Below are 20,437 nucleotides of genomic sequence, written 5' to 3'. Positions count from 1 at the left end.
CGAGTGGAGCATGGGGCTCCGGGTGGTGACCCGTGGGGGAATCGAACCCCCGTTACCTCCGTGAAAGGGAGGTGTCTTAACCGCTTGACCAACGGGCCACGCAAGCCTCCGAACCGTGACGCTAGCGCGTCCTCGTTTTGGCGACAAAAATGATTATATCTGATGCCGCCGAGAAAGGCAAGCCCTTTTTGCAACATTTTTTTGCGGGCAAAATGTGCTATCCTATGGACAAGAAGAGGTGATCCCATTGGCCCGTATGCTCCTGTACGATTCCAACGCCCGGACCGTCCGGGAGACGGACATCCGCAAGCCGGAAGAAAACGAAGTCGCCTGGATTCCGTTCATCGGCGAGCCGACCGAAGAGATCGAACGGCTGTTGACCGAGACGTTCCACTGCCACCCGCTTATCGTCGAGGACTGCATCAAGCGGAACCAGCGCGCGAAGCTGGACAAGTACGATATCCACCTGCTTCTCACTTTTTTCCATGTGAACAAGGATATGTCCACCGTCGAGATCGAGCACGTAATCGGCCCCAACTACGTCATTACCGTCTGCTCTCGCGAGATCGATTGGATGAAGGAGACCGCCTCGGAGTTCCTTCGCTCCGCCGATTATATGGAGTTCTCCGGCGGCATCCTCTACCGCTTGCTGGACCGTTGCGCAGACCACTACGCCAACGTCGTAGACAAAGTGGACAACGTTCTGGACGGGTTCGAGCGGGCCATCTTCCACAACCCGCACGTCCGCATCGCCGAGGAAGTGTTCCGGCTCAAGCGCCGGATGCATCATCTGCGCCGCATTTTCGGAGACGAGAAGGTGGCGCTCGGACAGTTGACCCACCAGCAGTTCCCTTACAGCCGCCAGGAAGCGGACGTTTACTTCATCGACATTTACGACCATATCTCGCGGGTGCTCGATTCGATCGACACCTTCCGCGATTCGATCACGTCGCTGCTGGACCTGCAGATCAACATGAAGTCCGACCGGATGAACGAGATCATGAAGACGCTGACGATCATCAGCTCGATCTTCCTGCCGCTGACGTTCCTCGTCGGCCTCTACGGCATGAACTTCCACTACATGCCCGAGCTCAAGTGGAAATTCGGCTACCCGGCCGTCTGGGTCGTCATGCTGCTCGTCGCTGGCGGCCTCTGGTGGTACTACAAGCGCAAAAAGTGGCTGTAAGCGCGAAAAAAATGCCGAGGAGCGCGAATCCGGGCGCATGCCCGCCGCCGCGTTTCCTGGGCGCAGATCGGGTATTCGCCGAGCATCCCGCCATGCCGGCGAAACGAAAAAAGAGCCGAACCGGCGTGCGGTTCAAGCTCTTTCGCATTTGTCGTCGTGGCGGAGAGAGAGGGATTCGAACCCTCGCACGCATGACACGTCTACTCCCTTAGCAGAGGAGCCCCTTATAGCCACTTGGGTATCTCTCCATATGGCTCCCCGAACAGGACTCGAACCTGTGACAACTCGATTAACAGTCGAGTGCTCTACCGACTGAGCTATCAGGGAACGTTATTGATTTCTCAAAAGCGACATGTATTAATTTATCATGACTCCCTGGGGAAGTCAAGCCTTTTTGCCCGGCTTTTTGACGGCCTTTTTTGACGGCGTTCGAGCCGGAGGGAAGGGCCGCTTCCGCGGCCCTTACGCCGTCAGTGAATGACGCGAATGCTGCCCGTTCCGACGAACCGGTTCCCGTCGGTTAAGGCGCCATCGACCTTTACGGAGACGTCGCCGTCCAAGTCGCCGAGCGCGGCGATCGTTTGCCGGCGGTCGAATTTGAGCGTGATCTGAGCATTGCCGTCTTGGGAGCTATCCGCTTCCGGGACGGTGCCGTTCTGCGCCTCGATCGTTTGGCCGTTCACCGTCAAGGCGGCGCTCGTCGCCCGAATGCCCTGCCCGCCAAGTCCGTCCGGCAGCGCCACGCGAACGGTGAGCGAATTGTCGCCGCCCTGGCTCATCTTGTTCAGCGTATTCGGCTCCACGTCCACCGAAGCCGGAACAAGTTCGTATACGTTGGGCGCCGGAGGCTGGGCCATGTCGTAGCCCAGGAAGAAACTCGGATGCGGAGGCTGGTTATAGGCGACGTTCTGCCAGGCCGCGCCGAGCCGGTAGACCGGGTCGTGCATCAGCGTATGGAAGCGGTGTTCGGTCGGAGCCGTCGTCGTGTAAATATCGAGCGCGGTGCTGTCCTCCGTCCGCCAGACCGCTTCCTCCCGCCAATCGCCGAACAGGTCGGCCTGCAGCGAAGGCGTCGCCTTGGTTCCGTTGTTGGACGCATCGCCTTCGGCCGTCAGAACGCGCGTCATCGTTTGGTTCGCATAATCCCACTTGTCGATGTGGTTGTCGTCCAGCAGCTCGCGCTGCAGGTCTCCGTCCCACCAGATCGCGAAATTCATCGACGGGGCCGCATCGCCTATTTTGTCCCCTTTGATCGTATACAATCCGACTCCCGACGGCGCCCACACTTCTTCGCCGGGGTAGTTCGGGTCGATGTCCGCGGACACGCCGCGGCCCGTATCTTTCGTACCTGTTACCCGCCATAGCACTTCGCCGGCGGCCGCATCCCAGACGGCGGCGCCGTAAGGCTTGTTCTCCAGCACCTTGAACACTTCGAGCCCCGGCCGCGTCGGATCGAGATCGCCGACATGAAGCGCGTCGCCATGTCCCAAACCGGTGTTGTACAGGCCCTGGCCGTTGTCGTCGACCGTCATCGCGCCGTAGACGATCTCGTCCTTGCCGTCGCCGTCGACATCCGCGACGCTTAAGTTATGGTTGCCTTGGTCGACGTAATCGCCATACCCCGGATTGTTGCTGTCGAACTTCCATAGCTTCGTCAGCTGCCCGTCCCTCCAGTTGTAAGCTACAAGAACCGTTCGGGTATAGTAGCCCCGGGCCATCACCAGGCTCGGCCTCTCGCCGTCCAGATAGGCGATGCACGCCAGAAAGCGGTCCACCCGGTTGCCGTAGTTGTCGCCCCAGTCGGATACGTTCCCGCGCGGCGGATCGTAATCGGTCGTCGCGAGCTGCTTGCCCGTCGCTCCTTCGAATATCGTTAAATATTCCGGTCCGGACAGCACCCGGCCGCCGGTCAGATCGCGATAGTCCGCGTTCGGGTCCCCGATGACCTGGCCGGTGCCGTCCGTCGTGCCGTCCGCCGTCTTCATCGCCACCTCGGCCTTGCCGTCCCCGTCCAGATCGTAAACCATAAACTGCGTGTAATGAGCGCCGGCCCGGATGTTCTTGCCGAGGTCGATTCTCCACAGCAGCGTCCCGTCCAGCTCGTAGGCGTCGACATAGACATTGCCGGTCACGCCGTCCTGGGAATTGTCCTTGGAATTGGACGGATCCCATTTGAGAACGATTTCATATTGGCCGTCGCCGTCGAGATCGCCGACGCTGGCGTCGTTCGCGCTGTACGTATAGGGAGTGCCGTCCGGATTGACGCCGTCCGCCGGCTTCCGCAGCGGAACTCTCAGATGATTGCTTCCCCACGCGCGAGCCGGCCCGGAGCGCGGCTGCTCCACGCCGTTCACGACGGCGCTTACCGCATAAACGTCGTCCCCGGTTCCCTCCGGATCCGTATCATTCGTTCCGTCCGCAAGCGGCGACGGGTTGAGCAGTTGTCCGTTCCGGTAAAGATTGAACGTCGTATCGTCCGGCTCCGTGCCGAGCAGCCGCCAGCTTACGAACACTCCCTGATCCGTTTGGACCGCGACGAGCCCGCGATCCAGATACTCCATCTGCCATTTCGGCGCGTCCGCCGGCGCGGCCGCGGCCCGGTTGCCCGCGGTTCCCGACGCTCCGGTCAGCCACACCATCGCGGCTCCAAGCGCCGCTATCGCGACTTTCCTCGTTGCAGCATTCCACGCCATCTTCATGGTCCAGCCTCCTCGAATCGTTTTTGACGCTTTGGCCAAGCATTCAAAACCAACGATCCTTCCACGACAACGCCGTTCGTCAAATCACCTCCGCTCCGAAGCCGGCTGCTTGCGAACCCATCATACAAGCAGCTCTTCTTTGCCGGCAATTGGACATTCTTGCGTTGCGAGAACGAGGCTGTATAGCGCGTATAGAACATTTTTGGCCGGAATTGTACTTTCCTGGCGCAGCCCTTATTCCGAAGCCTCCGCTGGCACCAGTTTGAGCTTGCCCCGGCATTTGCCGCAGACGTATCTCCTAGGATCCGTCTTGCGTTTGCGCGGATAAGACATGCCGCATTCCCGGCAAACCAGGTAAAATTTAACCGGCAAGCTTCTCTTCGCTCCCGGCAAAGATTTGCAGTGCAGCGTCGCGCCGACATGCTTCAGCAGATGCTTGAAATCGGCGTCCCGGTGCCGGTATCCCCGGCCGGCGAGATGAAGATGATAATGGCAAAGCTCATGCTTAATAATCCGCTCGGTCTCCTCCGCCCCGTGGACGGCGAGCTGGTGCGGACTGATCTCGATATGATGGCTTCTCAGAAAATAACGGCCGCCCGTCGTGCGCAGCCGTCCGTTGAATCTCGCTTGGTGGCGGAACGGAACCCCGAACGCGGTCAGCGACACCGACTCCACCCAGCGCTGCAGCTCGTCGTCGTTCATCTTCTTCGCCGAGCGCCTCCTTCCGCTTGTCCTACTTGAATTGTAGCCGTCTCTTGGGCTACACTGTCAAGTAGAATTTGCCCATCGAGGGGAGAACGTGCCGCCATGTCCAACAAAGCTTATGTTCTGATGCAGCGCCGGGACGGGAGCCTGGAGTTCGTCGAGATGCCCGCGACCCACGCCTACCAGCTCAGCGCGCTGAATTTGCGCCTTCATAAGGAATTGTCCAAATTGACCGCCGACAACGTGCCCGAGCTGCCGAAGGCGATCGCCGAATGCAAAGAGCTCGAGCTGCTCGACGAGAAAACGGCCCCGATCGGCGGCCTGCAGTACATCGACGAATTGGAGAAGACGTTCTCTTCCATCCGCGAGACCTCCTATCCGCTCGTGTCCCTTCTGACGGAGATTCGCGCCCTTCAAGCCCAGCTGGAGCAATGGTACGAGGAGGAAGCCGAAGGAGCGCTGTAGTTTACGGTCAAGCGGCCGGGTTATCCGGCGTCATCCCCGGCCCGAGCCGGCTCGTCCGGTTCCCGGCGAGTTCGCCGCATCTTTGCTGGGACCTGCACGGTTGCCGCCCTGCTCCCATATGTTAGTAAGGCAGCAGGACCAGGGAGGAGGGCGACCATCATGCCGCAATGGCTGTGCAATCAGCTGATGCGGGCGTACCTGAAGAAGGATCGCCGGCAGATCAAGATGCTGAACGATTGCTGGTTCTTTTACCAGCGGCGGGCTCCGGCGGACGCGAAGACGACCGCGCCGTGAGATCGCGCCATGACCGGCAATTTCTCTTCCGTCCGACGAAGAAGCGTGATTGCGAGCCCGGACGGAATGCTAAGATAGCCCCGGATTCTTTATTTGGAAAAAAAGGCCGCCTCCGCGCGGCAAGCCGATGAGCTTGCCGGACGGAAGCGGCCTTTGCCGTTGCGCGCCATCCTGCAGCCGGAACTTAAGGCTTCCCTTTCATCGTGAGGCTGACGCGGCCTTTCTTGAGATCGACGCCCAGCACCCATACGGTGACGTTGTCCCCCACCGCGACCGCCTCGGTCGGATGCTTGACGAAGCGGTTGCTGATCTGCGAGATGTGGACGAGCCCGTCGTTCTTGATGCCGATATCGACGAACGCGCCGAAATCGACCACGTTGCGGACCGTGCCCGCCAGCTCCATGCCCGGCTTCAAATCCTCGATGTCCAGCACGTCCGTGTGGAAGATCGGCGGCGGCAGCTCGTCCCGCGGGTCGCGGCCCGGGCGCTGCAGGCTGTCCAGAATGTCGCGCAGCGTCGGAACGCCGACTTCCAGGCGCGCCGCCATCGCCTCTGCATCGACGGCGGCCAGCGCCGCCTTCAGCTCGTCGCTGCCGATCGCCGTCGCGCTGACGCCGAGCTCGCGGAACAGGCGGTCGACCACCGGATACGATTCCGGGTGAATCGGCGTCCGGTCGAGCGGGTTGCGGCCGTCCGTGATGCGCAGGAAGCCCACGCACTGCTCGAACGTCTTCGCGCCGAGCCGCGGCACCTTCTGAAGCTGCTTCCGATCCGCGAACGGTCCGTTCTCCTCGCGCTGCTTGACGATGTTCTTCGCGATCGTCGCGTTGACCCCGGACACGTAGGAGAGCAGCGACGGCGAGGCGGTATTGACGTCCACGCCGACATGGTTGACCGCCGATTCGACGACGCCCGTCAGGCTCTCGTCCAGCCGCTTCTGCGACACGTCGTGCTGGTATTGGCCGACGCCGATCGCCTTCGGCTCGATCTTGACCAGCTCGGCGAGCGGATCCTGCAGCCGCCGGGCGATCGAGACGGCGCTCCGCTCGGCGACGTCCAGGTCGGGGAACTCCTCCTGCGCCAGCTTGGACGCCGAGTAGACGCTCGCCCCCGCCTCGTTCACGATCAGGTACCGCAGCTCCCGCTCCGGCAACCCCTTGATGACGGAGACGACGAACTGCTCCGTCTCCCGCGAAGCGGTGCCGTTGCCGACGACGATCAGCGTTACGCCGTACTGCGCGATCAACCGGCGGAACAGCGCCTCGGCTTCCGCCTTCTTGTTGTGCGGCGGCGTCGGATACGAGACCGCCACCTCCAGCAGCTTGCCGGTCTCGTCGACGACCGCGAGCTTGCAGCCGGTCCGGTAGGCCGGATCGACGCCGAGCACGACCCGCCCTTTGACCGGCGGCTGGAGCAGCAGGTTGCGCAGATTCTCGGAGAAAATGCCGATCGCGTGCTCCTCCGCCTTCTCCGTCAGCTCGCCCCGCAGCTCCCGTTCGATCGAAGGCGCGATCAGCCGCTTGTATGCGTCTTCCGCCGCCGCGGCGAGCGCGTCCCGCGTAACCGAAGGTCCGCGAATCAAGCGCCGCCGCAGCTCGTCCACGATCCGCTCGACCGGCACTTCGATGCCGACGCCCAGCACGTCCTCGCGCTCGCCGCGGTTGATCGCGAGCACGCGGTGGGGCGGGAGCCGCTTGATCGGCTCCGAGTATTGGTAGTACATCTCGTAGACCGACTCCGCTTCCGCATTCTTCGCCTTGCTCTGCAGCACCCCGTGCTCCCACGTGAACCGGCGCACCTGCTTCCGCGCGTTGGCGTCGTCCGCCAGCCCTTCGGCGACGATGTCCATCGCCCCCTGCAGCGCCTCCTCCGGCGAGGCGACGCCTTTCTCCGCATCGACGAAGCGCGCCGCCTCCGCCATCGGATCGCCCTGCCGCGGCTGCGCCAGCAGCCACTGGGCGAGCGGCTCCAACCCCCGTTCCTTGGCGACGCTGGCCCGCGTCTTGCGCTTCTGGCGGTAAGGCCGGTACAGGTCTTCGACCTCCTGAAGCTTGACCGCCGCCTCGATCGCGCCTTTCAGCTCGGAGGTAAGCTTCCCCTGTTCGTCGATCAGGCGCAGCACTTCGCCTTTGCGGTCCTCGAGCTGCTTCAGGTAACCCCGGCGCTCCTCGATCGCCCTGAGCTGGTTCTCGTCCAGCTCGCCGGTCATCTCCTTGCGGTACCGCGCGATAAAAGGAATCGTATTCCCTTCGTCCAGCAGCCCTGCCACCGTCCGCACTTGTCCCGGCTTCAGGCTCAGCTCGCCGGCGATTTGCCTGATCATCCGTTCGGCGGCTTCGCGCGCGGCCGCTTCCTTCCCGGCCGCCTCCGCCATTGCGATATCGCTCATCGTTCACTGCTCCTATCCCCAACGTCGGTTCGAATATGTCCTATTATGGAGGCCGTCCCGTCCGAAAAGCAAGCAGCGCAAAATCGCCCCGCATGGCGGAGCTTGGCTTCAAAGCTTCATTCTAGAACAAATCCCGCAAAAGTGAAGGGATGCTCTGAAGTTAATTCCGATTACTTTTGGAGGAGCCCCCGGTTATCCACAGGAAATTTAATCGCATCTTTTCCTAAACAACAAAATAACCCCAAGTGGGGCTTAGCTTCGAGGCTTTCTTAGGTACTTTGCGGGCCATGGAAGAATATACGAATGTGCTGGCCGTATCCGTATCGGGCAGCGGGCTGAACGCGTAACGGAGAGTCGGCCTTCCAAAGGTCTGCCCAGAGGCCACGTTAGCCGATTTTTTCGGCTATCGGCATCCCGATTTTTTCGGCTATCGGCATCCGTTCAGCCCGCCAGGGGACTGCAATAGCCACTTGGGAAGCTTTTATATTTTCTTTTGTCAAAAAAGAAGCCGCATCGCGGCTTCTTCTCGGGTCAGAAATCGATAAGTCCCACGCTGATCTGCAGGGCATCGTCGACTTTGCGCATCATTTCTTCTTCCAGGTGGGTAATCTTGTCCGTCAAGCGCTGCTTGTCGATGGTTCGAATCTGCTCGAGCAGCACCACCGAATCGCGATCGAGCCCGTGCGTCTTCGCTTCGATCTCGACATGCGTCGGGAGTTTCGCCTTCTGGATTTGGGCGGTAATGGCGGCCACGATCACGGTCGGGCTGAACCGGTTGCCGATGTCGTTCTGGATGACCAGAACGGGGCGGACTCCCCCTTGCTCGGAGCCGACGACCGGCGACAAATCCGCATAGAATACATCCCCGCGTTTGACGATCAATGAACTACACCCCGCTTACAAGGCGTCCGAGAGTGCTTTCGGCATCTTCTTCCGCTTGGAACGCTTCCGATGCCATATTCAGGTTGATCTTGGCCATCTCCAAATAGCCGCGTTGCATGGAGTCGCGAATCAGCCGCTTCTTCCGCTCGACAAGATATTGCTTCATCGCCTGCCGGATAATCTCGCTTCGGTTCGTGTTTTCCTTGGCGACGACAAAGTCGACTTCCCGCAATAAATGATCAGGCAAGCTGATCATAATCCGCTTCGTATTGTGAATATTGGCCACCAAACAAGCACCTCCAAAGATTTGCCAAGCCGCAACCTATTTTCCAGTATGCCGTCCTCGGGAATAATTATACGATTCTCCCGTTACCATTCGCGGTCGCTCGGGCGGTTTCCTGCCTGGCGCCGCGAAAATTTCGGACGTTATTCCCCTGAAAATAATGGGTTGCGGACCGCTACCTTCTCACCGTTCTGTAGGTAAACGCGCGGAACGCGGGAAGCCACCATGCAGGTGACCTCGTAGTTGATCGTCCCCAGCTTATCCGCGACTTCCTCGGCCGTAATGGCTTCGGAGCCCTGCCGCCCGATCAGCACCGCTTCTTCGCCCGGCTCGACTTCTCCCGGGCCAATATCTTCGGCCGCATCAAGCCCGAGCATGCATTGATCCATGCAGATCGTTCCCCGCACCGGCACTCTCCGTCCGCGCACGAGCGCTTCCGCCTTGCCGGTCAGCATCCGGCTGAAGCCGTCCGCGTAGCCGATCGGGATCGTGCCGATCTTCTCGGGGCGGGCAGTCCGATAGCGCCCCCCGTAGCTGATGATCTCGCCGGCCGGGACCGTCTTTACATGCACGATCCGCGTTTTCAGCGACAGCACGGGCTCAAGCGCGATCCGATCCCGCCGAACCTCTCCGCTCGGGTACAAGCCGTACATTCCGATTCCCAGCCGCAGCATCTGGCCGACATTCTCGGGCAGATCGATCCCCGCCGCGCTGTTGCCGGCGTGCACGACCTGGAGCGGCAGTCCGTTTCGCCGGACGTATTCCGCGACGGAAGCGAATCGCTCCGCCTGCATCCGGGCGTGCGTCTTGTCGCTCTCGTCCGCCTTGGCGTAATGCGTGAACATGCCTTCGACTTCAAGCGCCGCCATCTTGCAGGCCCTTTCGAGGAACCGCTCGGCTTCCGGTCCGGGGCGCACGCCAAGCCGCCCCATGCCCGTGTCGATTTTGACATGCGCCTTGAGCCTGGGGCCTGGGGAAGTCATCGTTTCGATTGCGTTCAATTGTTCGTCTCGGTATAAAGTCAATGTAATTCCGTGCCGCCTGGCCAACGGGAACCCTTCCGGAGGCGTGGCGCCAAGCACGAGGATCGGCGCTTCGATTCCGGCGTTCCGCAGCTCCAGCGCTTCGTCCAGGAACGCGACGCCCAAATAGTCGGCGCCCGCCCGGATCGCGGCGCGGGCGGTCTCCACGGCTCCGTGGCCGTACCCGTTCGCCTTCACGGAAGCAAGCAGACGCGTGCCCGGAGCGATCCCCTCGCGGAACGCCTTCACGTTGCGTTCGAGCGCGTCCAAGGAAATCTCCGCCACCGTCGGCCGATAGTAACTGTCCAAAAGCTCATGTCACCCACTTTATCCGGACCAAGCCGGCTTTCAACCCAATACCGTAATGTTACCGGGTGGCCGCCGGACTGTCAACGAAAGCGTCGCAGCCAACCTTTTCCTCCCGCGAACTCAGATCCCCCCGCAAAGCGGGGCTTTTCTTCGAAGCTTGCTCAGGCACTTTGCGGGGACTCCGAACTTATAGATTCTTTATTAAGGAGAAAGCCGGTCGTTTCCGACCGGCTTCCTCGAGGCTGCGTATAGGGCGAAGTGAAGGAAGATTCGGTTACTTGCCGGAGGACGTTACCATCGACTGGGCGACTTTGACCATGTCTTCCTGCGGAAGGTCGGACGTGGTCAGCCGGTATTCGACGCCGTCGTACGTCCAGGTGAGCGTCTGCACGTCGTCTCCGGACAGCAGTCCGAGCGTAAAGCCGAGGTCGAGCCCGATGCCTTCCGAGAACGCCTCTTCGACGTCCTTCTGCTTCGATTCCACGATCGTGAAGTCGTACGTGCCGCCGTAACGGAGCATGACGCCGTGAGAATCCTGCAGGTCGATGTCGTCCTGAACGTCGAGCTGCTCCACCCCGACCGGCAGCGCATCCGGATCCGGCTCGATGACCGGGAAGCTGTCGTCGCCCCCTTGGGCCGGCACTGCGGGCGTCTGCCCGGAAGCTCCTTCGGCGGTTCCGCTCGTCGGATCCGTCGTCCCGGGTTCGGCCGACGCCGTTCCGTTCTTGCCGCCCGCGCTCGGAGACGGGGATGCGGACGGGGCCGGCGAAGCCGAGGGAGAAGGAGAAGGACTGCCCGCGCTTCCTCCGGCGGCGCCGCTGCCCGGCGACGAGCTCATGTTCTGCTGCATGTCGAAAGCCGACTTGTCGAACTTCTTGCCGAATTGGAAGCTCGTGAAGTTCACTTGAACCATCAGGTTCTCGTTCGTGTCCGTCACTTGCACCTGCTTCGGCGCGTAATCCGACTTCGACAGCCAGATCTTCTGCCTTGCGAACGAGCCGTTCTGATAATTGCCCGCCATCACGTTGAAGACGTAAGAGTCCTTATCGGTCGTGAACTGCCGCGAGTTGTCGACCGTAATGCTCTGCAGCAGCGTTTGGTAAAGGTACACTTGCCCTTGATTCTCCGGCCAGTTGCTCTTGAAGCGATAGCTCTTGTTCAGCTGGGGAGTCAGTACGAAAACGCCGTTGTCGTTGCGCAGCACGATCTGCGTAATGTCGCGATCCTCGTTGGTCAGGGCGATGCGATAGAAATTCGGCTTCTGGTACCACACTTCCACTTTGTACTCCAGCGGCTGCTGTCCCGTAAACAGCTTCATCGTTCCGCTTCCTTCATAGCTTTCCAGTTTGCCTGCCACCTTGTTCAAATCCTCCACGACCGAATCCGCGTTCTTGCTTCCGCAGCCGGAAAGCACGGCGACGAGAAACACGACGATGGACGCGATCCACGGGATCCGACGACGCATGAAATCCACCCCTCTGCACAATGGTTACTCCATGGTTCATGTCTATGAAGGAACTTGACCAATTATTCGGACGAGATGGAGCTTGACTGCAAGACAAGTTCGCGGGCGGGGAAAGCCCTCTCCCCGCGGCCTGCTCCGGCGCGGCCCAAGCCTGGCGCGGACATCCCCCGAAGAAGAAGGCTGACAAGACCCGCGCGGCGGAAAAGAAGATTGACGAAGCCGCCTTCGGCGTAGTAAACTTTCTCCAATATCTCAAGCAACGAGGAAAAAGGGTAAGTAGGAGCGCGGAAGCGGACTTTGCAGAGAGCCGGTGGTTGCTGCGAACCGGTGTCCGCCGCGCGTCCGAATGGCCTTTGGAGTTGCTTCCCCGAACCGCCGGACCGGCGCAGTAGGGGAAGCCGGGAAATCCCGCCGTTATCACGGGAGCGGTATCGAGATCCGGGTCTTGTCCGGTCTCCGCACCGTCAAGAAGGATCGGTACGTCTCCCCGCGAACGCTGCGGCGCGGGTCGGACCGGTCGAATTAAGGTGGCACCACGACAACTTCGTCCTTATCCGGGCGGAGTTTTTTTGTTTTCTCGAAAGGGGGTGATGGCCATGGAGGATGGCTGGCGATGGCGTCGATTCCGTTTGAGTTCAATCCAATTCTCTTTAATCAAAAGGAGGACTTCCCATGACCGAAAGAGTGTTGACGGGGGATCGCGTGACCGGCAAGCTGCACCTTGGCCATTACGTCGGCAGCTTGCAGAATCGCGTCGCGTTGCAGGATCGGTACGAAACGTTTATTTTGCTGGCGGACGTTCAAGCGCTGACGACCCACTTCGAGAAGCCGGACGTAATCCGCACGCATCTGCGCGAGATCGCGCTTGATTACCTGGCCGTCGGCATCGACCCGGAGAAAGCGACTTTGTTCGTCCAATCCATGATTCCGGAGATCGCGGAACTGACCGTCTTCTTCTCCATGCTGGTCACGATCAATACGCTGCGCCACAATCCGACGGTCAAAGCGGAATCGAAGGCGGACGGCCTGGACGAGATGACCTACGGGTTCCTCGGCTATCCGGTCAGCCAGGCGGCCGATATCGCCTTCTGCAAAGCGACGCTCGTTCCGGTCGGGGAAGACCAGCTTCCCCACCTCGAGCTCGCCCGCAAGATCGTGCGCCGGTTCAACGAGCTGTATAAGCCCGTCCTTGCGGAGCCGAAGCCGATGGTCGGCGACATGCCCAGGCTGATCGGCACCGACGGAAGCGCCAAGATGAGCAAAAGCCTCGGCAACGCGATCGAGCTCGACTGCACGTCGGAAGAGCTGGCGCGCAAAATCAAGAGAGCGGCGACGGATCCGGCCCGCGTCCATCTCGGGGATCGCGGCCATCCGGATATTTGCCCCATCTACGCTTACCATCGCGCCTTCCGCGCCGAAGGGGCCCCCGAGATTCGCGAAGGCTGCGAACGGGGCACGATGGGGTGCTCCGCCTGCAAGGAGCGGCTGACGAAAGACCTGGATCTTCTTGTCGAGCCGATGCGGGAACGCCGGGCCCGCTACGCCGCCAAGCCCAAGGAGGTCGACGCCATGCTGGCGGCCGGCACCGAACGGGCGCGCGGCGTCGCCCGGGAGACGATGCGTGAAGTGCGGGAAGCGATGAGCCTCGACTACTTCGGCTGAGGCAGGCCCGGCGCAGGCGCCTTTTGCGGCACGGCATGCCGTTAGGCGAGGCGCCTAGCCCGGCGCGGACGCCTTTTGCGGCACGGCGTGCCGCTACGCGGGGCGCCCGCGCCGGCTTCTTCCGCCGTCAAGAAGTCCCCTTCTCCGGGAACGTGGACTCGCGATACGCCGCCGGCGTCATGCCGACGTCTCTTTTGAAGGCGGAATAGAAGTGGCTGCTGTTGACGTAGCCGCACATCTCCGCCACGTCGCTCACCTTGTACTCCTCGCGGGCGAGCAGCTCCTTTGCCTTGGCCATCCGGACCTTGCGGATATACTCGCCGGAGTTGATGCCCGTCATTTCCTTGAACAGCTTCGAAAAGTAGTTCGGCGTATAGCCGGCCGTTTCCGCCAGCGACTCTACGCTCAGGCTGCTGTCCGCGAAGTTCTCCTGAATGTAATGCATCGCTTCCTCGATTTTGCGGTACAGCTTGTTGTCCTTGAGCCGGCTCAGGCTCTCCAGGCTGCTCCGGTAATCCTCGAACCGCTGGCGAAGCCAATCCCGCGCTTGACCTAGCGTCTCCATCTCGGTGAAGATCAGGTTCAGCTTTCCGAACTGCATGCCCATCCGCCGGTTCTCGTCGCTGATCACCTGGTTCATCTGCGTAATGCACGCAAGCAGCAGTTGGAAAAAAGCCCGGATCGCGTCCGCGTACACGTACCCGCCGAGCACGTCGGTCATCCGGTTCAGCGCCTCGGCGAACCCTTCGGGATGGTTGCGCTTGATCGCGGCGACCAGCTTCTCTTCGATATCCGCCGGCAGGTCGAGGCTGCGGCTCAGATGCTCTTCGACGTATTGCCGGTAGATCAGCTGGTTGTACCCGAGCACGAACCGCTGCTGCAGCATCTGGTTCGCCTGCTCGTAAGCTTCCGGACACTCTCCCCAGCCGTCGATCGGATCGCTGATCCCGATGCTGACCGTGATGCCCAGCGTCGCGGCGATGGAATCCTTGACGCCCGCGAGCTTGCTTCGCAAATGATCGAAACCGTCCTCCGGGCCTTCCGACTCGTTGATGAACAAGGCGACCTCCCCCTTGGGCATCCGCAGCGCCTCGTACCGGAACTCCTGGCCCAACAGCTCCGTCACGCTCTTGAACAGCACGGATTCGTATAACGTCATGTTCGGACTGTCCAACCGCGCGTAGCCGTCGATCTTGAACACGCAGAGCCGCAACCGTTCGAAATCGATGCGGAGCTTGTATTCCTCCGTCACCGAAGCGGCGATCGGCTCGTCCGTCTCGGCCGCCGCCAGCGAGCGGCGCAGCCAATTTTCCCGCATCAGCTGCAGGCTGTCGCGGTTTCGGTCCTCCAGCGAGCGCATATGGTCCAGCGTCTCGGAGTACACCTGGCTGATCAGCGCGATGTCGCTCACGGGAGAGCCGCCGGCATGGAATTCGGAGCGTTTGAACAGCTCGGTCAGCCGCTGCACCGGATGGTACAGCTTCTTCGAGATCAGGAACGTGGCGATCAGGCAAAAAATAAGAATGGAAAAACAGACGGCCAGCAGGCCGTTCCTCTTGTCCTGGATCGGCGCAACCAGGCTTCGGTACGGCGTGGAGCTCAGGATATACCAGCCCGTCGTCCGGTTTTTGACGAACGTAACGAGCGATTGATGGCTGGCCTCGTCGTCGATGACGTCCCCGGAATCGGCGGCCGATCGCAGCACGGCGCCGAAGGAAGGCGTATTTTTGACGCTGGATCCGATCCGGGTCACGTCGCTGTGCGCGATCAGCGTCCCGTTCTCGTCCGCGAACAGCAGCTGGTCCCCGGACTTGGACAGAAAATCCCGGACGAGCAGGTCGTCGTCCAGGTTGATGATGACCGTCTGCTGCTCCCCGCTTACGTTGCGGTTCGTATATTCCATGCTGATGACGTAATTTGCCGTTTTATCGGTCAGGAACGAAGGCGACGCATCCGTCTTGACGAGGCGGGTCAGATAGATCGCTCTCGTGTCGTTCACGCTCCGGCGAAAAGATTCGTCGTGCTTCAGGAACCCTGCCGCGTCGAAGCCCGGCTCCCCCTCGACGATAGATTGACCGATGACCGAGTTGTAGACGAAGATCGAATGAATGTAAGGATTGATCTGGCGAATGTTCCGGATCTGGATCCGGGCTTTATTGTTGGTCAAGTCGTCGTTCGTTCGGGACGACAGAAAAAAATCGATGTCCGTATTGATCTCCAGGTTCAAATAAATCTGGTCGATCTCTTTAAACAGATTGTCCACGTTCTCGCTAAGCGTCTCCAGCCCTTTGACCTGCTCCCGGGACAGCTGCCCGTACAACGTCTTGGAGTACAGGTTGGAGAAGATGAGCGTGGTCGTTACGATAATAATCATGACCAGAATCGTAAAGGAAAGAAGAGTCCGCGCGAACAAGGAATCGAGTTTGAACTTGACAAGGGATAACATGGTTCGACCCCCCGCGATAATTAAGCGCTTGCAAAGCCACGGTTAAGTATAAACGAAAGGATCGCGAGCGGCGATGGAAATCATCGCCATTCGCGACCGATCGTTCGATTATCCCTGCTTCGCCATGAACGCGTCCAGCTGCTTCTGGACCTCGGCCACGATCTTGTCCGTGCCGGCGTCTTTCTCTTTGGCGATGAAGTCGTTCACGCCTTTGTCGACGTCCTTGACGTTGATGCCGGTCATGAGCAGCTGCCCCAGCTCGCTCAGCACCTGCTCCCGCTTCGCGGCCTCCGTCTTGATATTCGTCTGGTCCGGAACGAAGTAGTTGACGGTGGACACGATGTTGTTCGGACGGTCGATAAAGTCGTTGTACTGCTTGTAATAGTTGGCCGTGTGTTGGGAATCCTGCTTCTGGAACTCCGTGCGCCAGAAGCCCCATTGACCGGACCAATCGAGATAGTTGGTCGGGTTGCCGTTGCCTTGGCCCGGCATATACGACACGACGTCGCCGTTCAGCTTGTACGTCTTGTCGACGATACCGTAGACGACGGCATCATACAGCTTCTCGTTCGTCGACAGCTGTTCGAGGAACATGAGCGCCCGTTCCGGGTTCGCCGCGTTCTTGTTGATGGCGACCGCGTTGCCGAGCGGCGAGTCGAGCACCCACTTGTTGTCCGGGTAGAACTCGGACCACGTCTTGATCGCTCCTTGAGCTTCCACCTCGGGCTTGAACGGATGCGGATTCTCCAGAATGCCTCCGTCGATCTGGTTGATCGCCGAGCCGAACGTTCCGGCGCCGAAGTCTCCTTCGGTTCCTTTGGTGGCCAGAAGGTTTTTCGGAATGATGCCGTCTTCGTTCCATTTCTTCATATAAGACACGTATTCCTTGAACGCTTCCGTTTGCTCCCACGGGATAACCGTATGCTTCGGATCGTCTATCTTGACGACCAGTCCGTGGAAGTTGAGGTCCTCGTACCCGTACTTCTCCTGGAACACGCGGTCGATATCGTTGAACCAGGTGCCGGGGCGGAAAGAGAACGGAATGATCTGCGGCGATGCTTTCTTGATCGCGTGAAGCATCGCGTCCAGATCTTCGACCGTCTCCACCTTATCCTTCCCGTACCCGCCTTTCTTGGCCAGATCGCCGCGGTACCAGACGATCGGCTTGCTCGTCTTCTTGACCGTCCACGGCGCGGCGTACACCCGGCCGTTCACCTTGATCGGATCGAGCAGGTTGTTGTCGGTATATTCCTTATACAGCGTCGGAGCGTATTTCGGCAATAGATCGGTAATGTCCAGGTAACCGCCGCGGTTCATCGCGTTCGAGAAGTCTTCCCAGTTCGCGTCGAAGTTCAAGTCGTAGTCGTCGCCGGACGATTGCAGCAGCTTCATCTTGTCCATGTAGTCGTTCCAGTTGACGAAGTTGATCTCGAACTTGGCGTTCAGCGTATCCTTCGTCAGTTCCGACACGTAATTCCACACTTCGTCGGTCTCCTGCGGCTTATCGCCCGGGAAATAAAAGCGGAGCGTGACCGGCTTCAGCTTCTCTCCCTGCGACGGGCTTGCGCCCGCCGAGGCGGAAGCGCCCGCGGCCGGACTGCTTGCCGCGTTCCCGTTGTCGTTCCCGCCGCTGCTGCATGCGGTCAAAGAGACGACGGCCATTGCGGCCGCCAAGCCGGCGGCGGCGGTTTTCATGCGTTTTGCCATTTCGTGGTTCCCCCTGTCGGTCAATATGATTGTATGCTTAACGGCCAAGCCGCTCAAGCCTTGCGGATGTCGAGCGGGCGTTACCCTTTGACGGCGCCCATCATCAGACCTTTGACGAAGTACTTTTGCAGGAACGGGTAGAGGAAAATGATCGGTCCGATCGTCACGATCGTCGCCGCCATCTTGACGCCCTCGCGCGGTACCATCTGGTCGGCTCCCGTCGACAGGACGCTGGAGTTGGCCAGGTAATCCACGTTCGACACGATCGTCCGCAGCATCAGCTGAAGCGGCTGCAAGCTCGCCTTGTCGATCAGCATCAGTCCGAGCCACCAGTCGTTCCAATAGGCAAGGGCGATGAACAGGCCGACGGAGGCGAAGACGGGAACCGACAGCGGAAGAATGACCGACCAGAGCGTCCGAAGCTCTCCCGCTCCGTCGATCTTGGCCGACTCGTGCATCTCCTCCGGAATCGACGAGAAGTAGTTGCGCATCAGGAAGATGTTGAAGCCGTTGACCAGCGACGGCATGATCAGCGCCCACAGGTTGTTATGGAGATGCAGGTACTTCACGCAGACGATATACCACGGCACCATCCCTCCGTTGAACAGCAGCGTGACCAGCACATAGCCGGAGATGAACCGGCGGTACTTCAGACGGCGCAGCGAGATCGGATAAGCGATCATCGCGCTGATCGCCAGGCTGCCGATCGTGCCGATGACAGTGACCAGGCCGGTGACCTTATAGCCTGTCAGCACGACGCTCATTCGTTGGAACAAGTAGCGATAAGCGGTGAAGTCGAAATGCTTGGGATAAAGGTTATAGCCATTGGACAGAATGTCCATCTCCCTCGTCATCGAGCTGGACAGAATGATGATGAACGGGACGAGGCAGAACAGGGACATCAGCGCAAGGACGGCATGCAGGACGAGCTGTCCCGGCTGCCATATCGCGCGTGGTTTCATTCGAATAGCGCCTCCTTTGGGGCCGATCTTCTAGAAAAGAGCGGAGCCGCTCTCGTATTTGCGGGCCACGCGATTGCTGAAATACACGAGCACGAACGCCAGAACGGACTGATAGAAGCTGGCCGCGGCCGACATGCCCATGTCTCCGGATCCCTTCAGACTGCGGAAGACGAACGTGTCGATGACATCGACCGTCGGGTAGAGCTGAGCGCTGTCTCCGACGAGCGAGTAGAACATGCCGAAGTCCGAGTTCATGATATGTCCGATGGCCAGCAGCGTCAGAACGACGATGGTCGGCCGAAGCAGCGGGACCGTGATATAGCGGATCTGTTGAAACTTCGTGGCTCCGTCGATGGTGGCGGACTCGTACAGCGTGTGGTCGATGCCCGTCAGCGACGCCAGATAGATGATGCTGTTGTAGCCGACGCTTTTCCAGACGAAGATGATCAGAATCAGCACGGGCCACGCGCCCGGCCTGGAGTACCAGTCGATCTTGTCCATCCCCAGCTTGGCGAACCATTCGTTCAGCATCCCGTGCTCGTAATTCAGAATGTTGTAGGCGAACACGCCGACGACGATCCAGGAGATGAAGTAAGGCAGCAGCGTCAGCGACTGGGCCGTCCGCTTGAACCAGGCCGAGCGGATCTCGTTGAACAGAATCGCGAGCGCGACGTTGACGAAGGTGCCGACGGCGATGAACAGCAAGTTGAGCAGAATCGTGTTGCGGGTAACGCTTACCCAATTGTCCGACGTAAAGAAATAGCGGAAGTTTTCGTAGATGGGGTGCATCCACGGGCTGGCGAAGATGCCGTTGCTCAGGTTGAAGTTTTTGAAAGCGATGATGATGCCCGCCATCGGAAAATAATTGAACAAAAGAAGCAGGAACATGGCCGGGAGGGTCATCAGGTACAGCGCTTTGTGTCTGGACAGCTCTCGAAGCAAAAAAACATCACTCTCCGTTCTTCGGTACTCTTGCTCGCTTTGGGCTCGGTGCGCCGGCTCATGAATCCGCTTGCAACCTCACCCTATCACTCCGAATGGCCGTTTGAAACTTCGCATTCCCGCGATTTTGTTGCAATTGCTAAGAAATCGGGGACTTCGATTTTCTACGATTTGATTGGAATTCCCAAGCTGGGAGGGGAGGAAAAATCGCTTGCGGCCCGAAAATAAAGGGAAAGCGCGTTGTCGATACAAGGGTTAAAAAAAGGGGGGGCCTTGCGCGTGAACCTGATCGGGAGAGTAACCCGGCTCGTCCGGTATCCGGTCAAATCGATGGCCGGGGAAAGCTTGGAGCAAACGGCCGTCGAGCCGTATGGTCTGTATGGCGACAGAAGCCACGCCTTCGTCGACGAGACGAAAGAAGGGTGGGACCGATACGTGACGGCGCGCCGGATCCCTTCGCTGCTCCGCTACCGCGCTTCTCTTCTCCCGTCCGGATCCGGGGAAGAGTTCCCGGAGGTTCGGATCGAAGCTCCGGACGGCCGCTTGCTGGCCTGGGACGAGGAGTTGAGGCGGGACGTTCAGTCCCTCGCGGGAACCCGTCCCTTGTCCATGATTCGATGGCGGCAAGACGAGCAAGGGCTGCTCGCCGTCGATTCGGCCGCGATTCTAATCGTGACCGACCGCGGCCTGCGCCGGCTGGCCGAGCTCTTAGGCCGGGATCGGATCGATCCGCGCCGGTTCCGGGCGAACGTTCTGCTTGCGATCGAAGAGGGCGGGCCGGATGACGACACGGCGCTGCTCGGCAAACGGCTGCATATCGGGGAGCACGTCGTGCTGGACGTTCGCGAAGCCTGCGAGCGCTGCTCCATGATCACGTTGGATCCGGATTCCGGCGACCGCGACGTCTCGATCCTGCGTACCGTGAACGAGAAGCTGGGGCTCATCTTCGGCGTTTACGCATCGGTCATCGACTGCGGTTCGGTTCGCGTCGGAGATTCCGTGTTCATCGGCGAATAGTT

General features: G+C 60.0%; 16 protein-coding genes and 3 tRNA genes. 5 read left to right on the top strand and 14 right to left on the bottom strand.

Going from position 1 to position 20,437, the window contains the following annotated elements:
• Window positions 1-23: 23 nt before the first annotated feature.
• Window positions 24-98: transfer RNA gene (locus H7C18_RS07970), tRNA-Glu, on the bottom strand.
• Between the two features lie 158 nt (window positions 99-256).
• Here H7C18_RS07970 and corA point away from each other — a divergent pair.
• Entirely contained in the window at window positions 257-1,186 is a 930-nt protein-coding gene (gene corA, locus H7C18_RS07965) for a magnesium/cobalt transporter CorA (protein WP_238357585.1), read from the top strand.
• 157 nt (window positions 1,187-1,343) lie between these two features.
• Here the strand turns inward: corA and H7C18_RS07960 are convergent.
• From H7C18_RS07960 to H7C18_RS07945, 4 genes are all read right to left on the bottom strand, one after another.
• Window positions 1,344-1,434 (bottom strand) — tRNA-Ser (locus H7C18_RS07960).
• A gap of 3 nt (window positions 1,435-1,437) precedes the next feature.
• Window positions 1,438-1,513 (bottom strand) — tRNA-Asn (locus H7C18_RS07955).
• 143 nt (window positions 1,514-1,656) lie between these two features.
• Window positions 1,657-3,825, bottom strand: coding sequence for a rhamnogalacturonan lyase (locus H7C18_RS07950; RefSeq protein WP_185128835.1), 2,169 nt, complete (start codon window positions 3,823-3,825; stop codon window positions 1,657-1,659).
• 294 nt (window positions 3,826-4,119) lie between these two features.
• Window positions 4,120-4,587: a SprT family protein gene (locus tag H7C18_RS07945; protein WP_185128495.1), complete on the bottom strand. Its 468-nt coding sequence runs from the start codon at window positions 4,585-4,587 to the stop codon at window positions 4,120-4,122.
• Between the two features lie 105 nt (window positions 4,588-4,692).
• On the opposite strand from H7C18_RS07945, the gene H7C18_RS07940 reads away from it, so the two are divergent.
• Window positions 4,693-5,055 (top strand): hydrolase/acyltransferase, encoded by a 363-nt coding sequence (locus H7C18_RS07940; RefSeq protein ID WP_185128494.1) that lies wholly within the window; start codon window positions 4,693-4,695, stop codon window positions 5,053-5,055.
• Window positions 5,056-5,214: 159 nt separating this feature from the next.
• Window positions 5,215-5,349 (top strand): cortex morphogenetic protein CmpA, encoded by a 135-nt coding sequence (cmpA, locus tag H7C18_RS07935; protein WP_185128493.1) that lies wholly within the window; start codon window positions 5,215-5,217, stop codon window positions 5,347-5,349.
• Window positions 5,350-5,533: 184 nt separating this feature from the next.
• Here cmpA and H7C18_RS07930 read toward each other — a convergent pair whose 3' ends face one another.
• The 5 genes from H7C18_RS07930 to H7C18_RS07910 form a co-directional block, all read right to left on the bottom strand.
• Window positions 5,534-7,738, bottom strand: a complete 2,205-nt coding sequence (locus H7C18_RS07930) for a Tex family protein (RefSeq protein WP_185128492.1) — start codon at window positions 7,736-7,738, stop codon at window positions 5,534-5,536.
• Window positions 7,739-8,269: 531 nt separating this feature from the next.
• On the bottom strand, window positions 8,270-8,620 hold the full coding sequence (locus H7C18_RS07925; protein ID WP_185128491.1) for a type II toxin-antitoxin system PemK/MazF family toxin: 351 nt from the start codon (window positions 8,618-8,620) through the stop codon (window positions 8,270-8,272).
• A gap of 4 nt (window positions 8,621-8,624) precedes the next feature.
• Window positions 8,625-8,906, bottom strand: a complete 282-nt coding sequence (locus H7C18_RS07920) for a CopG family ribbon-helix-helix protein (protein ID WP_246578402.1) — start codon at window positions 8,904-8,906, stop codon at window positions 8,625-8,627.
• Window positions 8,907-9,046: 140 nt separating this feature from the next.
• Window positions 9,047-10,234: an alanine racemase gene (gene alr / locus H7C18_RS07915; protein ID WP_185128490.1), complete on the bottom strand. Its 1,188-nt coding sequence runs from the start codon at window positions 10,232-10,234 to the stop codon at window positions 9,047-9,049.
• Between the two features lie 274 nt (window positions 10,235-10,508).
• Window positions 10,509-11,699: an outer membrane lipoprotein-sorting protein gene (locus H7C18_RS07910; RefSeq protein ID WP_185128489.1), complete on the bottom strand. Its 1,191-nt coding sequence runs from the start codon at window positions 11,697-11,699 to the stop codon at window positions 10,509-10,511.
• 672 nt (window positions 11,700-12,371) lie between these two features.
• Here H7C18_RS07910 and trpS point away from each other — a divergent pair.
• On the top strand, window positions 12,372-13,361 hold the full coding sequence (trpS, locus tag H7C18_RS07905; RefSeq protein WP_185128488.1) for a tryptophan--tRNA ligase: 990 nt from the start codon (window positions 12,372-12,374) through the stop codon (window positions 13,359-13,361).
• A gap of 127 nt (window positions 13,362-13,488) precedes the next feature.
• On the opposite strand, the gene H7C18_RS07900 is transcribed toward trpS, so the two are convergent.
• The 4 genes from H7C18_RS07900 to H7C18_RS07885 form a co-directional block, all read right to left on the bottom strand.
• On the bottom strand, window positions 13,489-15,807 hold the full coding sequence (locus H7C18_RS07900; protein ID WP_185128487.1) for an AraC family transcriptional regulator: 2,319 nt from the start codon (window positions 15,805-15,807) through the stop codon (window positions 13,489-13,491).
• A 108-nt stretch (window positions 15,808-15,915) separates the two neighbouring features.
• The gene (locus H7C18_RS07895) at window positions 15,916-17,514 is read right to left on the bottom strand and encodes a DUF3502 domain-containing protein (RefSeq protein WP_185128486.1); all 1,599 of its coding nucleotides are present in this window, start codon (window positions 17,512-17,514) and stop codon (window positions 15,916-15,918) included.
• Between the two features lie 80 nt (window positions 17,515-17,594).
• Window positions 17,595-18,476, bottom strand: coding sequence for a carbohydrate ABC transporter permease (locus H7C18_RS07890; RefSeq protein WP_185128485.1), 882 nt, complete (start codon window positions 18,474-18,476; stop codon window positions 17,595-17,597).
• 30 nt (window positions 18,477-18,506) lie between these two features.
• Window positions 18,507-19,418 (bottom strand): ABC transporter permease, encoded by a 912-nt coding sequence (locus tag H7C18_RS07885; protein ID WP_238357548.1) that lies wholly within the window; start codon window positions 19,416-19,418, stop codon window positions 18,507-18,509.
• Between the two features lie 279 nt (window positions 19,419-19,697).
• Here H7C18_RS07885 and H7C18_RS07880 point away from each other — a divergent pair, with 279 nt between their 5' ends.
• Window positions 19,698-20,435, top strand: a complete 738-nt coding sequence (locus H7C18_RS07880; protein WP_185128484.1) for an MOSC domain-containing protein — start codon at window positions 19,698-19,700, stop codon at window positions 20,433-20,435.
• Window positions 20,436-20,437: the final 2 nt, after the last annotated feature.

The sequence above is a fragment of the Cohnella zeiphila genome (genome assembly GCF_014212055.1).
Classification (GTDB): Bacteria; Bacillota; Bacilli; order Paenibacillales; family Paenibacillaceae; genus Cohnella; species Cohnella zeiphila.
This window is presented reverse-complemented; position numbering and strand designations above follow the sequence as displayed.

Coding starts and splice junctions, on each gene's coding strand:
- corA (WP_238357585.1), top strand. CDS start 257: ATGCTCCTGTACGATTCCAACGCCCGGACCGTCCGGGAGACGGACATC.
- H7C18_RS07890 (WP_185128485.1), bottom strand. CDS start 18,476: ATGAAACCACGCGCGATATGGCAGCCGGGACAGCTCGTCCTGCATGCC.
- trpS (WP_185128488.1), top strand. CDS start 12,372: ATGACCGAAAGAGTGTTGACGGGGGATCGCGTGACCGGCAAGCTGCAC.
- H7C18_RS07950 (WP_185128835.1), bottom strand. CDS start 3,825: ATGGTGTGGCTGACCGGAGCGTCGGGAACCGCGGGCAACCGGGCCGCG.
- H7C18_RS07930 (WP_185128492.1), bottom strand. CDS start 7,738: ATGAGCGATATCGCAATGGCGGAGGCGGCCGGGAAGGAAGCGGCCGCG.
- H7C18_RS07910 (WP_185128489.1), bottom strand. CDS start 11,699: ATGCGTCGTCGGATCCCGTGGATCGCGTCCATCGTCGTGTTTCTCGTC.
- H7C18_RS07900 (WP_185128487.1), bottom strand. CDS start 15,807: ATGTTATCCCTTGTCAAGTTCAAACTCGATTCCTTGTTCGCGCGGACT.
- cmpA (WP_185128493.1), top strand. CDS start 5,215: ATGCCGCAATGGCTGTGCAATCAGCTGATGCGGGCGTACCTGAAGAAG.
- H7C18_RS07895 (WP_185128486.1), bottom strand. CDS start 17,514: ATGGCAAAACGCATGAAAACCGCCGCCGCCGGCTTGGCGGCCGCAATG.
- H7C18_RS07940 (WP_185128494.1), top strand. CDS start 4,693: ATGTCCAACAAAGCTTATGTTCTGATGCAGCGCCGGGACGGGAGCCTG.
- H7C18_RS07945 (WP_185128495.1), bottom strand. CDS start 4,587: ATGAACGACGACGAGCTGCAGCGCTGGGTGGAGTCGGTGTCGCTGACC.